The 15,409-nt window shown below is 60.9% G+C and carries 12 protein-coding genes and 1 tRNA gene; all 13 read left to right on the forward strand.

Annotated features, from left to right (window positions below):
- Nucleotides 1-91: 91 nt before the first annotated feature.
- A tRNA-Trp gene (locus HMPREF3014_RS14270) sits at nt 92-167 on the forward strand.
- Nucleotides 168-212: 45 nt separating this feature from the next.
- Nucleotides 213-581: a preprotein translocase subunit SecE gene (gene secE / locus HMPREF3014_RS14275; protein WP_003108030.1), complete on the forward strand. Its 369-nt coding sequence runs from the start codon at nt 213-215 to the stop codon at nt 579-581.
- 9 nt (nt 582-590) lie between these two features.
- Nucleotides 591-1,124, forward strand: a complete 534-nt coding sequence (gene nusG, locus HMPREF3014_RS14280) for a transcription termination/antitermination protein NusG (RefSeq protein ID WP_003108028.1) — start codon at nt 591-593, stop codon at nt 1,122-1,124.
- A gap of 116 nt (nt 1,125-1,240) precedes the next feature.
- On the forward strand, nt 1,241-1,672 hold the full coding sequence (gene rplK, locus HMPREF3014_RS14285; RefSeq protein ID WP_003093751.1) for a 50S ribosomal protein L11: 432 nt from the start codon (nt 1,241-1,243) through the stop codon (nt 1,670-1,672).
- Complete coding sequence (rplA, locus tag HMPREF3014_RS14290; protein WP_003093749.1) at nt 1,672-2,367, forward strand: 50S ribosomal protein L1; 696 nt, start codon at nt 1,672-1,674, stop codon at nt 2,365-2,367. Before rplK ends, rplA begins: the two co-directional genes overlap by 1 nt.
- Nucleotides 2,368-2,565: 198 nt before the next feature.
- Complete coding sequence (gene rplJ, locus HMPREF3014_RS14295) at nt 2,566-3,066, forward strand: 50S ribosomal protein L10 (RefSeq protein ID WP_003093748.1); 501 nt, start codon at nt 2,566-2,568, stop codon at nt 3,064-3,066.
- A 78-nt stretch (nt 3,067-3,144) separates the two neighbouring features.
- Nucleotides 3,145-3,513, forward strand: a complete 369-nt coding sequence (gene rplL, locus HMPREF3014_RS14300) for a 50S ribosomal protein L7/L12 (RefSeq protein ID WP_003093747.1) — start codon at nt 3,145-3,147, stop codon at nt 3,511-3,513.
- Between the two features lie 221 nt (nt 3,514-3,734).
- Entirely contained in the window at nt 3,735-7,808 is a 4,074-nt protein-coding gene (rpoB, locus tag HMPREF3014_RS14305) for a DNA-directed RNA polymerase subunit beta (protein WP_003093746.1), read from the forward strand.
- A 65-nt stretch (nt 7,809-7,873) separates the two neighbouring features.
- Nucleotides 7,874-12,073, forward strand: coding sequence for a DNA-directed RNA polymerase subunit beta' (gene rpoC / locus HMPREF3014_RS14310; protein WP_003093745.1), 4,200 nt, complete (start codon nt 7,874-7,876; stop codon nt 12,071-12,073).
- A 151-nt stretch (nt 12,074-12,224) separates the two neighbouring features.
- Nucleotides 12,225-12,596: a 30S ribosomal protein S12 gene (gene rpsL, locus HMPREF3014_RS14315; RefSeq protein ID WP_003093744.1), complete on the forward strand. Its 372-nt coding sequence runs from the start codon at nt 12,225-12,227 to the stop codon at nt 12,594-12,596.
- Nucleotides 12,597-12,695: 99 nt separating this feature from the next.
- Nucleotides 12,696-13,166, forward strand: coding sequence for a 30S ribosomal protein S7 (rpsG, locus tag HMPREF3014_RS14320; protein WP_003093742.1), 471 nt, complete (start codon nt 12,696-12,698; stop codon nt 13,164-13,166).
- A gap of 30 nt (nt 13,167-13,196) precedes the next feature.
- On the forward strand, nt 13,197-15,317 hold the full coding sequence (fusA, locus tag HMPREF3014_RS14325) for an elongation factor G (protein WP_003093741.1): 2,121 nt from the start codon (nt 13,197-13,199) through the stop codon (nt 15,315-15,317).
- 30 nt (nt 15,318-15,347) lie between these two features.
- Nucleotides 15,348-15,409, forward strand: a 62-nt coding sequence (locus HMPREF3014_RS34910) for a hypothetical protein (RefSeq protein ID WP_234358239.1), incomplete at its 3' end; no start/stop codon positions are given.

Here is a 15,409-nt window from a genome sequence, read left to right on the forward strand (position 1 = left end):
GTTGGCGCCGGCGTGGTTGCCAAGATCATCGAATAATATCGGTTGATCTTCCCCTCTCAGGCCGGCATAATGGTCGGCCTGATTTTGCTTCAGGCCAGTAGCTCAATTGGCAGAGCGGCGGTCTCCAAAACCGCAGGTTGGGGGTTCGATTCCCTCCTGGCCTGCCAGATTTCCCAAGTAAATCTGGCTTTTCTTCACGAGATTCCTAACAGATGAATGCCAAGGCAGAAGCCAAAGAATCACGTTTTGATCTCTTGAAATGGCTCTTGGTTGCCGTTCTGGTTGTGGTTGCCGTTGTGGGCAATCAGTACTTTTCGGCTCAACCAATCCTGTATCGCGTTCTCGGTATTCTCGTTCTGGCGGTGATCGCTGCTTTCCTGGCTCTGCAAACGGCCAAGGGGCAGGCCTTCTTTAGTCTTGCTAAGGAAGCGCGCGTCGAGATTCGCAAGGTCGTATGGCCGAGTCGTCAAGAAACAACTCAGACCACGCTGATCGTGGTCGCGGTAGTGCTGGTAATGGCGCTGCTGCTGTGGGGGCTCGATTCCCTGCTGGGTTGGTTGGTTTCCATGATTGTAGGTTAAGGGTGCGCCGTGGCTAAGCGTTGGTACGTTGTGCATGCATACTCGGGCTACGAGAAGCATGTCATGCGCTCGCTGATCGAGCGTGTCAAGCTTGCTGGCATGGAAGAAGAGTTCGGCGAGATTCTGGTTCCCACCGAAGAAGTGGTGGAGATGCGGAACGGCCAGAAGCGCAAGAGCGAGCGCAAATTCTTCCCTGGCTATGTGCTGGTTCAGATGGAAATGAACGAAGGTACCTGGCACCTGGTGAAGGATACCCCGCGTGTCATGGGCTTCATCGGCGGGACTGCCGACAAGCCGGCTCCGATCACCGATCGTGAGGCTGATGCAATCCTGCGTCGCGTGGCCGATAGCGGCGACAAGCCCAAGCCGAAGACCCTGTTCGAGCCGGGCGAGACCGTTCGTGTCATCGATGGTCCTTTCGCCGACTTCAATGGTGTCGTCGAAGAAGTTAACTACGAGAAGAGCCGGATCCAAGTGGCCGTGCTCATCTTTGGCCGCTCTACCCCGGTGGAGCTGGAGTTCAGTCAGGTCGAAAAGGTCTAGCTGAAAACGCATCCCTCACCCCGCAGCCCAAGGCTGCGGGGTTTTGTCGTCACTGGGATAAACGCGAAAGCAACCGGGGAGCCTTCAGGCGCTTGTACCCGAATTTGGAGTAGCAAATGGCTAAGAAAATCCAGGCTTATATCAAGCTGCAAGTAAAGGCCGGTCAGGCCAACCCGTCGCCGCCGGTCGGCCCTGCCCTGGGTCAGCACGGCGTGAACATCATGGAATTCTGCAAGGCGTTCAACGCCAAGACCCAAGGCCAAGAGCCGGGCCTGCCGACTCCTGTGATCATCACCGTTTACAGCGACCGTAGCTTCACCTTCGAAACCAAGAGCACCCCGGCTGCCGTCCTGCTGAAAAAAGCAGCTGGCATCACCAGCGGCTCCGCTCGTCCGAACTCCCAGAAAGTCGGCACCGTTACCCGTGCCCAGCTGGAAGAGATCGCCAAGACCAAGCAGGCTGACCTGACCGCTGCTGATCTGGACGCTGCTGTACGTACCATCGCTGGCTCCGCGCGCAGCATGGGCCTGAACGTGGAGGGTGTGTAATGGCTAAGCTGACCAAGCGCCAGAAGGCGATTGCCGAGAAAGTAGTTGCCGGCAAGCAGTACAGCTTCGAAGAGGCCGCCAAGCTGCTGGCCGAGCTGTCCACCATCAAGTTCAAGGAGTCCGTGGACGTTGCCGTGAACCTCGGCGTCGATCCGCGTAAATCCGACCAGGTCGTTCGTGGCGCCACCGTCCTGCCGAACGGCACCGGCAAGAGCGTCCGCGTTGCCGTCTTCACCCAGGGTCCGGCTGCCGAAGCCGCTCTGGCTGCCGGCGCCGACAAGGTGGGCATGGACGAACTGGCTGCCGAAATGAAAGGCGGCGACCTGAACTACGACGTCGTCATCGCTTCCCCGGATGCCATGCGTGTCGTCGGCCAGCTGGGCCAGATCCTCGGCCCGCGTGGTCTGATGCCGAACCCGAAAGTCGGCACCGTGACTCCGGACGTCGCTACCGCCGTGAAGAATGCCAAGGCTGGTCAGGTACGTTTCCGTACCGACAAGAACGGCATCATCCACAGCTCCGTCGGTAAGGTCGATTTCGAGCCGGCCAAGCTGCAGCAGAACGTTGAAGCGCTGCTGGCCGACCTGAAGCGCCTGAAGCCGTCCTCGTCGAAAGGCGTGTACGTCAAGCGCGTGACCCTGAGCACCACCATGGGTCCGGGCCTGCAGATCGACCTGGCTTCCCTGGAAGCCTAAGTGAAATCGTGCAGCGGGTTCTGCCCGCTGCACAGGTATTGGGGTCCCTGCCTGGCGGGGGCTATCCAAGACCGTAGGTGGCGCAAGCCTTAAACCACAAGCCTACGCAGATGGTGCTCCCGATTCGGTTACCGAATCAGACACCAAAACGACGTCCGGCCCCGGCTGGACGAAACGGTAACATCCAGGAGTAAACCCGTGGCAATTAAACTCGAAGACAAGAAGGCCATCGTCGCTGAAGTCAACGAGGCTGCCAAAGCTGCCCTGTCCGCTGTCGTGGCCGATGCCCGTGGCGTGACCGTAGGCGCCATGACCGGACTCCGTAAAGAGGCCCGCGAAGCTGGTGTGTACGTGAAAGTCGTACGTAACACCCTGCTCAAGCGCGCCGTTGAAGGCACCCAGTTCGACGTGCTCAACGACGTGTTCAAAGGCCCGACCCTGATCGCTTTCTCCAACGAACATCCGGGCGCTGCCGCTCGTATCTTCCGTGAGTTCGCCAAGGGTCAGGACAAGTTCGAGATCAAGGCGGCTGCCTTCGAGGGTCAGTTCCTCGCAGCCAATCAGATCGACGTACTGGCAAGCCTGCCGACCTACGACGAAGCCGTATCGCAGCTGATGAGCGTGATTCAGGGCGCTACCAGCAAGCTGGCTCGTACTCTGGCGGCCATTCGCGACCAGAAAGAAGCTGCTGCCGCCTAAGTCGGCTCGCAAGCGCTTTCAATCTTATTTGTTTAATACGATGGCCGCAGGCCGTCCCCCAATACAGGAATTAGAGTCATGGCTCTGACCAACGAAGACATCATCAACGCCGTATCCGAAATGTCCGTCATGCAAGTGGTCGAACTGATCAAGGCGATGGAAGAGAAGTTCGGCGTTACCGCTGCTGCCGCTACCGTTGCCGCTGCTGGCCCGGCTGCTGCCGCTGCCGAAGAGCAGACCGAGTTCACCATCGTCCTGGCCGAAGCTGGCGACAAGAAAGTGAACGTGATCAAGGTCGTTCGCGAACTGACCGGTCTGGGTCTGAAAGAAGCCAAGGCTGTCGTAGACGGCGCTCCGGGCGTGGTGAAGGAAGGCGCTTCGAAAGAAGAAGCCGAAGCCGCCAAGAAAGCCCTGGAAGAAGCAGGCGCCAAAGTCGAGCTCAAGTAAGCGACGACCTTGCGTCTACAGCCCGAGCGTCAAGCGAAAGGCTGATGGCTGGTGGCTTTTGCCACCGGCCTTTTTCCGTTCTGGGTGGACTCGCCTCGGGCGTTCCACCCAAGACGTGAAAGTGCCCCGAGTGGGCAATGCAGGCCAAGGGGTCTGCAAGATTTTCCGGCTGCTCCCGTCGGAGACGCCAAACAAGCAGGTGACCAAGCTGGGGAACGCTGATGGCTTACTCATACACTGAGAAAAAACGTATCCGCAAGGACTTTAGCAAGTTGCCGGACGTCATGGATGTGCCGTATTTGCTGGCCATCCAGCTGGATTCCTATCGCGAATTCCTGCAGGCTGGCGCAACCAAGGAGCAGTTCCGCGATATCGGTCTGCACGCGGCCTTCAAGTCCGTTTTCCCGATTATCAGCTATTCCGGCAATGCTGCCCTGGAATACGTCGGCTACCGTCTGGGTGAGCCGGCATTCGATGTCAAGGAGTGCGTGCTGCGCGGCGTGACCTTCGCCGTACCGCTGCGCGTGAAAGTTCGCCTGATCATCTTCGACCGCGAGTCGTCGAACAAGGCGATCAAGGACATCAAGGAACAAGAAGTCTACATGGGGGAAATCCCCCTGATGACCGAGAACGGTACCTTCATCATCAACGGTACCGAGCGTGTCATCGTCTCCCAGCTGCACCGTTCCCCGGGCGTGTTCTTCGACCACGACCGTGGCAAGACCCACAGCTCCGGCAAGCTGCTGTACTCCGCGCGGATCATTCCTTACCGCGGTTCCTGGCTGGACTTCGAGTTCGATCCGAAGGACTGCGTGTTCGTCCGTATCGACCGTCGCCGCAAGCTGCCGGCCTCGGTACTGCTGCGCGCGCTCGGCTACAGCACCGAAGAGATCCTCAACGCCTTCTACGCGACCAACGTCTTCCACATCAAGGGCGAGACCCTGAACCTGGAACTGGTCCCGCAGCGCCTGCGCGGTGAAGTCGCGAGCATCGACATCAAGGATGGCAGCGGCAAGGTGATCGTGGAGCAGGGGCGTCGTATCACTGCCCGCCACATCAACCAGCTGGAAAAGGCTGGCGTGAGCCAGCTGGAAGTGCCGTTCGACTACCTGATCGGCCGTACCATCGCCAAGGCGATCGTGCATCCGGCTACCGGCGAGATCATCGCCGAGTGCAACACCGAGCTGACCCTCGACCTCCTGGCCAAGGTGGCCAAGGCCCAGGTCGTGCGCATCGAGACCCTGTACACCAACGACATCGACTGCGGTCCGTTCATCTCCGACACCCTGAAGATCGACAACACCAGCAACCAGCTGGAAGCCCTGGTCGAGATCTACCGGATGATGCGTCCGGGCGAGCCGCCGACCAAGGAAGCTGCCGAGACCCTGTTCGGCAACCTGTTCTTCAGCGCCGAGCGTTACGACCTGTCGGCCGTAGGCCGGATGAAGTTCAACCGCCGTATCGGTCGTACCGAGATCGAAGGTCCGGGCGTCCTGAGCAAGGAAGACATCATCGATGTGCTCAAGACCCTCGTCGACATCCGTAACGGCAAGGGCATCGTCGATGACATCGACCACCTGGGCAACCGTCGCGTCCGTTGCGTCGGCGAAATGGCCGAGAACCAGTTCCGCGTGGGCCTGGTGCGTGTCGAGCGCGCGGTCAAGGAACGCCTTTCCATGGCCGAAAGCGAAGGCCTGATGCCGCAGGACCTGATCAACGCCAAGCCGGTGGCTGCCGCGATCAAGGAGTTCTTCGGTTCGAGCCAGCTGTCGCAGTTCATGGACCAGAACAACCCGCTTTCCGAGATCACCCACAAGCGCCGCGTCTCCGCGCTCGGCCCGGGCGGTCTGACCCGTGAGCGTGCGGGCTTCGAGGTTCGTGACGTACACCCGACCCACTACGGCCGCGTGTGCCCGATCGAAACCCCTGAAGGTCCGAACATCGGTCTGATCAACTCCCTGGCGACCTACGCCCGCACCAACAAGTACGGCTTCCTCGAGAGCCCGTACCGCGTGGTCAAGGACAGCCTGGTAACCGACGAGATCGTGTTCCTGTCGGCGATCGAAGAAGCCGACCACGTCATCGCCCAGGCTTCGGCGACCCTCAACGAGAAGGGTCAACTGGTGGACGAGCTGGTGGCCGTGCGTCACCTGAACGAATTCACCGTGAAGGCGCCGGAAGACGTGACCCTGATGGATGTTTCGCCGAAGCAGGTCGTTTCCGTCGCTGCCTCGCTGATTCCGTTCCTCGAGCACGACGACGCCAACCGCGCACTCATGGGCTCGAACATGCAGCGTCAGGCCGTGCCGACCCTGCGTGCCGACAAGCCGCTGGTGGGTACCGGCATGGAGCGCAACGTGGCGCGCGACTCCGGCGTCTGCGTCGTGGCTCGCCGTGGCGGTGTGATCGACTCGGTCGATGCCAGCCGTGTCGTGGTTCGCGTGGCGGATGACGAAGTCGAGACCGGCGAAGCGGGTGTCGACATCTACAACCTGACCAAGTACACCCGTTCCAACCAGAACACCTGCATCAACCAGCGTCCGCTGGTGAGCAAGGGTGACGTGGTCGCGCGCGGCGACATCCTGGCCGACGGTCCGTCCACCGACATGGGCGAACTGGCCCTGGGCCAGAACATGCGCGTAGCGTTCATGCCCTGGAACGGCTTCAACTTCGAAGACTCCATCTGCCTGTCCGAGCGCGTGGTCCAGGAAGATCGTTTCACCACGATCCACATCCAGGAACTGACCTGCGTCGCTCGTGACACCAAGCTCGGCCCAGAGGAAATCACCGCGGACATCCCGAACGTGGGCGAGGCCGCGCTGAACAAGCTGGACGAAGCCGGTATCGTCTACGTCGGCGCCGAAGTGCAGGCCGGCGACATCCTGGTCGGCAAGGTCACTCCGAAAGGCGAGACCCAGCTGACTCCGGAAGAGAAGCTGCTGCGCGCGATCTTCGGTGAGAAGGCGTCCGACGTGAAGGACACCTCCCTGCGTGTGCCGACCGGCACCAAGGGTACCGTCATCGACGTTCAGGTCTTCACCCGCGACGGCGTCGAGCGCGATTCCCGCGCGCTGTCCATCGAGAAGATGCAACTCGACCAGATCCGCAAGGACCTGAACGAAGAGTTCCGCATCGTCGAAGGCGCGACCTTCGAGCGTCTGCGTGCCGCCCTGGTCGGTGCCAAGGCTGAAGGTGGCCCGGCGCTGAAGAAGGGCACGGAGATCACCGACGACTACCTCGACGGTCTCGAGCGCGGCCAGTGGTTCAAGCTGCGCATGGCCGACGACGCCCTGAACGAACAGCTGGAGAAGGCCCAGGCCTACATCAGCGATCGTCGCCAGCTCCTGGACGACAAGTTCGAGGACAAGAAGCGCAAGCTGCAGCAGGGCGACGACCTGGCTCCGGGCGTGCTGAAGATCGTCAAGGTCTACCTGGCGATCAAGCGTCGCATCCAGCCGGGCGACAAGATGGCCGGCCGTCACGGTAACAAGGGTGTGGTCTCGGTGATCATGCCGGTGGAAGACATGCCGCACGATGCCAACGGCACCCCGGTCGACATCGTCCTCAACCCGCTGGGCGTACCGTCGCGTATGAACGTCGGTCAGATCCTCGAAACCCACCTGGGCCTCGCGGCCAAGGGGCTGGGCGAGAAGATCAACCGCATGCTCGAAGAGCAGCGCAAGGTCGCCGAACTGCGTAAGTTCCTGCACGAGATCTACAACGAGATCGGCGGTCGCGAGGAAAACCTCGACGAGCTGGGCGACAACGAGATCCTCGCGCTGGCCAAGAACCTGCGCGGTGGCGTACCGATGGCGACCCCGGTGTTCGATGGCGCCAAGGAACGCGAGATCAAGGCCATGCTGAAGCTGGCCGACCTGCCGGAAAGCGGCCAGATGCGTCTGTTCGACGGCCGTACCGGCAACCAGTTCGAGCGTCCGACCACCGTCGGCTACATGTACATGCTCAAGCTGAACCACCTGGTGGACGACAAGATGCACGCCCGTTCCACCGGCTCGTACAGCCTGGTTACCCAGCAGCCGCTGGGTGGTAAGGCACAGTTCGGTGGTCAGCGCTTCGGTGAGATGGAGGTGTGGGCGCTGGAAGCCTATGGCGCGGCGTACACCCTGCAGGAAATGCTGACGGTCAAGTCGGACGACGTGAACGGCCGGACCAAGATGTACAAGAACATCGTGGACGGCGATCACCGCATGGAGGCCGGCATGCCCGAGTCCTTCAACGTTCTGATCAAAGAGATCCGTTCGCTCGGCATCGACATCGAACTGGAAACCGAATAACACGTGACGCTAGACGGTGCGGCTGGTCAAGGCCGGTCGCACCGGGTCCGTGAGGAGGAAAGGCCTTGAAAGACTTGCTTAATCTGTTGAAAAACCAGGGTCAAATCGAAGAGTTCGATGCCATCCGTATTGGCCTGGCTTCGCCCGAGATGATTCGTTCCTGGTCTTTCGGCGAAGTTAAAAAGCCGGAAACCATCAACTACCGTACCTTCAAGCCGGAGCGCGACGGCCTGTTCTGCGCCAAGATCTTCGGCCCGGTGAAGGACTACGAGTGCCTGTGCGGCAAGTACAAGCGCCTCAAGCACCGCGGTGTGATCTGCGAGAAGTGCGGCGTGGAAGTCGCCCTGGCCAAGGTGCGCCGCGAGCGCATGGGCCACATCGAGCTGGCTTCGCCGGTTGCCCACATCTGGTTCCTGAAGTCGCTGCCGTCCCGTATCGGCCTGCTGCTGGACATGACCCTGCGCGATATCGAGCGCGTGCTCTATTTCGAGAGCTACGTGGTGATCGATCCGGGCATGACCACCCTGGAAAAGGGCCAGCTGCTGAACGACGAGCAATACTTCGAGGCCCTCGAAGAGTTCGGTGACGATTTCGATGCTCGCATGGGCGCCGAAGCCGTTCACGAACTGCTCAACGCCATCGATCTGGAGCACGAGATCGGCCGCCTGCGCGAAGAGATTCCGCAGACCAACTCGGAAACCAAGATCAAGAAGCTGTCCAAGCGCCTGAAGCTGATGGAAGCCTTCCAGGGCTCCGGCAACAAGCCTGAGTGGATGGTCCTGACCGTCCTGCCGGTGCTGCCGCCGGACCTGCGTCCGCTGGTTCCGCTGGATGGCGGTCGCTTCGCGACTTCCGACCTGAACGACCTGTATCGTCGGGTGATCAACCGTAACAACCGTCTGAAGCGCCTGCTCGACCTGGCCGCTCCGGACATCATCGTGCGCAACGAAAAGCGCATGCTGCAGGAAGCCGTCGACGCCCTGCTCGACAACGGCCGTCGCGGTCGCGCCATCACCGGCTCGAACAAGCGTCCGCTGAAGTCGCTGGCCGACATGATCAAGGGCAAGCAAGGTCGCTTCCGTCAGAACCTGCTCGGCAAGCGCGTGGACTACTCCGGTCGTTCCGTGATCACCGTGGGCCCGACCCTGCGCCTGCACCAGTGCGGTCTGCCGAAGAAGATGGCCCTGGAGCTGTTCAAGCCGTTCATCTTCGGCAAGCTGGAAGGTCGTGGCATGGCCACCACCATCAAGGCCGCCAAGAAAATGGTCGAGCGCGAGCTGCCCGAGGTCTGGGACGTTCTCGCCGAAGTCATCCGCGAGCATCCGGTTCTCCTGAACCGTGCGCCGACCCTGCACCGTCTGGGCATCCAGGCGTTCGAGCCGGTCCTCATCGAAGGCAAGGCGATCCAACTGCACCCGCTGGTCTGCGCCGCGTACAACGCCGACTTCGACGGTGACCAGATGGCCGTCCACGTTCCGCTGACCCTCGAGGCCCAGCTGGAAGCGCGCGCGCTGATGATGTCCACCAACAACATCCTGTCGCCCGCCAACGGCGAGCCGATCATCGTTCCGTCGCAGGACGTGGTAATGGGTCTGTACTACATGACCCGTGAAGCGATCAACGCGAAGGGCGAGGGCATGGCCTTCGCCGACCTGCAGGAAGTCGACCGCGCCTACCGCAGCGGCCAGGCGTCCCTGCACGCTCGCGTGAAAGTGCGCATCAACGAAAAGATCAAGGGTGAAGACGGCCAACTGACCGCCAATACCCGTATCGTCGACACCACCGTCGGCCGAGCGCTGCTGTTCCAGGTCGTTCCGGCCGGGCTGCCGTTCGACGTGGTCAACCAGTCGATGAAGAAGAAGGCGATCTCCAAGCTGATCAACCACTGCTATCGCGTGGTGGGTCTGAAGGACACCGTCATCTTCGCCGACCAGCTGATGTACACCGGTTTCGCCTACTCGACCATTTCCGGCGTGTCCATCGGCGTCAACGACTTCGTCATCCCGGACGAGAAGGCGCGGATCATCAACGCCGCCACCGACGAAGTGAAGGAGATCGAGAGCCAGTACGCCTCCGGCCTGGTAACCCAGGGCGAGAAGTACAACAAGGTGATCGACCTGTGGTCGAAGGCCAACGACGAAGTGTCCAAGGCGATGATGGCCAACCTCTCGAAAGAGAAGGTCGTCGATCGCGAGGGCAAGGAAGTCGACCAGGAGTCCTTCAACTCCATGTACATGATGGCTGACTCGGGTGCGCGGGGCTCCGCGGCCCAGATCCGTCAGCTGGCAGGTATGCGTGGCCTGATGGCCAAGCCGGACGGCTCGATCATCGAGACCCCGATCACCGCGAACTTCCGTGAAGGCCTGAACGTACTCCAGTACTTCATCTCTACCCACGGTGCTCGTAAGGGTCTGGCGGATACCGCGCTGAAGACCGCGAACTCCGGTTACCTGACCCGTCGTCTGGTCGACGTGGCCCAGGATCTGGTAGTGACCGAGATCGATTGCGGTACCGAGCACGGCCTGCTGATGTCGCCGCACATCGAAGGCGGCGACGTGGTCGAACCGCTCGGCGAGCGCGTGCTCGGCCGTGTGATCGCGCGCGACGTGTTCAAGCCGGGCAGCGACGAGGTCATCGTGCCGGCCGGCACCCTGATCGACGAGAAGTGGGTCGACTTCCTCGAAGTGATGAGCGTCGACGAAGTGGTGGTGCGTTCCCCGATCACCTGCGAAACCCGTCATGGCATCTGCGCCATGTGCTACGGCCGCGACCTGGCCCGTGGCCATCGCGTCAACATCGGCGAGGCGGTCGGTGTCATCGCTGCCCAGTCCATCGGTGAGCCGGGCACCCAGCTGACCATGCGTACCTTCCACATCGGCGGTGCGGCCAGCCGGACCTCCGCGGCCGACAACGTCCAGGTGAAGAACGGCGGCACCATCCGCCTGCACAACCTGAAGCATGTGGTTCGTGCCGACGGCGCGCTGGTCGCGGTTTCCCGTTCCGGCGAACTGGCGGTTGCCGACGACTTCGGTCGCGAGCGCGAGCGCTACAAGCTGCCGTACGGTGCGGTGATCTCGGTCAAGGAAGGTGACAAGGTCGACCCGGGCGCTATCGTCGCCAAGTGGGACCCGCACACCCACCCGATCGTCACCGAGGTGGACGGTACCGTGGCCTTCGTGGGCATGGAAGAGGGCATCACCGTCAAGCGTCAGACCGACGAACTGACCGGCCTGACCAACATCGAAGTGATGGATCCGAAGGACCGTCCGGCTGCCGGCAAGGACATCCGTCCGGCCGTGAAGCTGATCGATGCCGCGGGCAAGGACCTGCTGCTGCCGGGTACCGACGTACCGGCGCAGTACTTCCTGCCGGCCAACGCCCTGGTCAACCTGACCGACGGCGCCAAGGTGAGCATCGGTGACGTTGTCGCGCGTATCCCGCAGGAAACCTCGAAGACCCGTGACATCACCGGTGGTCTGCCGCGCGTTGCCGACCTGTTCGAGGCTCGTCGTCCGAAGGAGCCTTCGATCCTGGCGGAAATCAGCGGCACCATCTCCTTCGGCAAGGAGACCAAGGGCAAGCGCCGCCTGGTCATCACGCCGAACGATGGCAGCGATCCGTACGAGGAGCTGATTCCGAAGTGGCGTCACCTGAACGTGTTCGAAGGCGAACAGGTGAACCGCGGCGAAGTCATCTCCGACGGTCCGAGCAACCCGCACGACATCCTGCGCCTGCTGGGCGTGAGCTCGCTGGCGAAGTACATCGTCAACGAGATCCAGGACGTCTACCGTCTGCAGGGCGTGAAGATCAACGACAAGCACATCGAGACCATCCTGCGTCAGATGCTGCGCAAGGTCGAAGTCAGCGAGTCCGGCGACTCCAGCTTCATCAAAGGCGACCAGGTGGAACTCACCCAGGTGCTGGAAGAGAACGAACAGCTCGGTACCGAGGACAAGTTCCCGGCCAAGTACGAGCGGGTTCTGCTGGGTATCACCAAGGCCTCCCTGTCGACCGAGTCGTTCATTTCCGCGGCGTCGTTCCAGGAGACCACCCGCGTCCTCACCGAGGCGGCGGTCACCGGCAAGCGCGACTTCCTGCGTGGTCTGAAAGAGAACGTGGTCGTGGGTCGCCTGATTCCGGCCGGTACCGGTCTGGCTTACCACAGCGAGCGCAAGCGTCAGCGCGACCTCGGCAAGCCGCAGCGTGTGAGTGCCAGCGAGGCGGAAGCCGCACTGACCGAAGCGCTGAACTCGAGCGGTAACTAAGCATCAACGACAAGCCCCGGCTATCCCGATAGCCGGGGCTTTGTCTTGACGGTGTACAAGAACCTCTTTACTATTTTGTACCCCGAAAATTGGCAGGGCGCATGCTCTGTCATTTCGTTTGTGTGTCGTAAGACAATCAGTGGAGCTATAGATGGCAACTATCAACCAGCTGGTGCGTAAGCCGCGCAAGCGCATGGTCGACAAGAGCGACGTGCCTGCGCTGCAGAACTGCCCGCAACGTCGTGGCGTATGCACCCGCGTATACACCACCACGCCGAAAAAGCCGAACTCGGCACTGCGTAAGGTATGCCGTGTACGTCTGACCAACGGTTTCGAGGTTTCCTCGTACATCGGTGGTGAAGGTCACAACCTGCAAGAGCACAGCGTAGTGCTGATCCGTGGCGGTCGTGTAAAGGACCTTCCGGGTGTGCGTTACCACACCGTGCGCGGTTCGCTGGACACCTCGGGTGTCAAAGACCGTAAGCAGGGTCGTTCGAAGTACGGCGCCAAGCGTCCGAAGTAATAGCGTTTTTATATTTATCTGAGTCGATAAGAGTAAGGTCGGGCGTAACTTGACTGTTATGGTCCCGGGCTAACCTGAAGACCGTTTGAGGGCTTATCAATGCCAAGACGTCGTGTAGCGGCCAAGCGTGAAGTGCTGGCTGATCCGAAATACGGAAGCCAGATCCTGGCCAAGTTCATGAACCACGTGATGGAAAGCGGCAAGAAAGCCGTTGCCGAGCGTATCGTTTACGGTGCGCTGGACAAGGTGAAGGAACGCGGCAAGGCCGATCCCCTGGAAACCTTCGAAAAAGCTCTCGATGCCATCGCTCCGCTGGTCGAAGTGAAGTCCCGCCGCGTAGGTGGTGCGACTTACCAGGTTCCGGTCGAAGTCCGTCCGTCCCGTCGTAATGCCCTGGCCATGCGTTGGCTGGTGGACTTCGCCCGCAAGCGTGGCGAGAAGTCCATGGCTCTGCGCCTGGCTGGCGAGCTGCTGGATGCCGCTGAAGGCAAGGGCGCAGCAGTCAAGAAGCGTGAAGACGTGCACCGTATGGCAGAGGCCAACAAGGCCTTCTCGCACTACCGGTTCTAATCGCGCTGCCCAACCCCCGAGGACCTTATTGTGGCCCGTACTACACCCATCAACCGCTACCGTAATATCGGTATCTGTGCCCACGTTGACGCGGGCAAGACCACCACCACGGAGCGGGTTCTGTTCTATACCGGCGTCAACCACAAGCTGGGCGAAGTGCATGACGGCGCTGCGACCACCGACTGGATGGTGCAGGAGCAGGAGCGCGGTATCACCATTACCTCCGCTGCCGTTACCACCTTCTGGAAGGGCTCGCGCGGTCAGTACGACAACTATCGCGTAAACGTCATCGACACCCCCGGCCACGTAGACTTCACCATCGAGGTGGAGCGTTCCCTGCGTGTACTGGACGGCGCTGTCGTGGTGTTCTGTGGCACCTCCGGCGTAGAGCCGCAGTCGGAAACCGTATGGCGTCAGGCCAACAAGTACGGCGTACCGCGCATCGTCTACGTCAACAAGATGGACCGCCAGGGCGCGAACTTCCTGCGCGTCGTCGAGCAGATCAAGAAGCGCCTGGGTCATACCCCGGTTCCGGTCCAGCTCGCCATCGGCGCTGAAGAGAACTTCGTTGGTCAGGTCGACCTGATCAAGATGAAGGCCATCTACTGGAACGATGACGACAAGGGCATGACCTACCGCGAGGAAGAAATTCCTGCGGAGCTCAAGGACCTGGCCGAAGAGTGGCGTTCCAGCATGGTCGAGGCTGCGGCCGAAGCCAACGAAGAGCTGATGAACAAGTACCTCGAAGAGGGCGAGCTCTCCGAAGCCGAGATCAAGGAAGGCCTGCGTCTGCGCACCCTGGCGTGCGAGATCGTTCCGGCCGTCTGCGGTTCCTCGTTCAAGAACAAGGGCGTTCCGCTGGTTCTCGATGCCGTTATCGACTACCTCCCGGCTCCGACCGAGATCCCTGCGATCAAGGGCGTCAGCCCGGACGACGAGACCGTCGAAGACGAGCGTCATGCCGACGACAACGAACCGTTCTCGTCCCTGGCGTTCAAGATCGCTACCGACCCGTTCGTCGGTACCCTGACCTTCGCCCGCGTTTACTCCGGCGTCCTGAGTTCCGGCGACTCCGTCCTGAACTCGGTGAAAGGCAAGAAAGAGCGCGTCGGTCGGATGGTGCAGATGCACGCCAACCAGCGTGAAGAGATCAAGGAAGTGCGCGCAGGCGACATCGCTGCCCTGATCGGCATGAAGGACGTCACCACCGGTGACACCCTGTGCTCGATCGAGAAGCCGATCATCCTCGAGCGCATGGACTTCCCCGAGCCGGTAATCTCGGTCGCTGTAGAGCCGAAGACCAAGGCTGACCAGGAGAAGATGGGTATCGCCCTCGGCAAGCTGGCCCAGGAAGACCCGTCGTTCCGTGTCAAGACCGACGAAGAGTCCGGTCAGACCATCATCTCCGGCATGGGCGAGCTGCACCTGGACATCATCGTCGACCGCATGAAGCGCGAGTTCGGCGTTGAGGCCAACATCGGCAAGCCGCAGGTTGCCTACCGTGAGACCATCACCAAGGACAACGTGGAGATCGAAGGCAAGTTCGTTCGCCAGTCCGGTGGTCGCGGTCAGTTCGGTCATTGCTGGATCCGTTTCTCGGCCGCGGACGTGGACGAGAAGGGCAACATCACCGAAGGCCTGGTGTTCGAGAACGAAGTCGTGGGCGGTGTGGTTCCGAAGGAATACATCCCGGCGATCCAGAAGGGTATCGAAGAGCAGATGAAGAACGGCGTCGTTGCCGGCTATCCGCTCATCGGCCTGAAGGCTACCGTTTTCGATGGTTCCTACCATGACGTCGACTCCAACGAGATGGCGTTCAAGATCGCTGCTTCCATGGCGACCAAGCAGCTGGCCCAGAAGGGCGGCGGCAAGGTGCTCGAGCCGATCATGAAGGTAGAGGTGGTGACTCCTGAGGACTACATGGGTGACGTGATGGGCGACCTGAACCGTCGTCGTGGTCTGATTCAGGGGATGGAGGACACGGTTTCCGGTAAGGTTATTCGTGCCGAGGTTCCGCTGGGTGAGATGTTCGGTTATGCGACCGACGTGCGTTCCATGTCCCAGGGTCGCGCGAGCTACTCCATGGAATTCTCCAAATACGCCGAAGCTCCGTCGAACATCGTCGAAGCGCTGGTTAAAAAACAAGGTTGATTCAGCCCTTTAAGTAAGAGGTTTACTGTCGTGGCTAAGGAAAAATTCGAACGTAACAAACCGCACGTCAACGTCGGCACCATCGGTCACGT

The sequence above is a fragment of the Pseudomonas sp. HMSC065H01 genome, from assembly GCF_001815235.1.
Lineage (GTDB): Bacteria > Pseudomonadota > Gammaproteobacteria > Pseudomonadales > Pseudomonadaceae > Pseudomonas > Pseudomonas aeruginosa.

Excerpts from the sequence above, each read along its gene's own strand:
- rpoB (WP_003093746.1), top strand. The coding sequence starts at position 3,735 with ATGGCTTACTCATACACTGAGAAAAAACGTATCCGCAAGGACTTTAGC.
- rpsG (WP_003093742.1), top strand. The coding sequence starts at position 12,696 with ATGCCAAGACGTCGTGTAGCGGCCAAGCGTGAAGTGCTGGCTGATCCG.
- rplK (WP_003093751.1), top strand. The coding sequence starts at position 1,241 with ATGGCTAAGAAAATCCAGGCTTATATCAAGCTGCAAGTAAAGGCCGGT.
- secE (WP_003108030.1), top strand. The coding sequence starts at position 213 with ATGAATGCCAAGGCAGAAGCCAAAGAATCACGTTTTGATCTCTTGAAA.
- rplL (WP_003093747.1), top strand. The coding sequence starts at position 3,145 with ATGGCTCTGACCAACGAAGACATCATCAACGCCGTATCCGAAATGTCC.
- rplA (WP_003093749.1), top strand. The coding sequence starts at position 1,672 with ATGGCTAAGCTGACCAAGCGCCAGAAGGCGATTGCCGAGAAAGTAGTT.
- rpsL (WP_003093744.1), top strand. The coding sequence starts at position 12,225 with ATGGCAACTATCAACCAGCTGGTGCGTAAGCCGCGCAAGCGCATGGTC.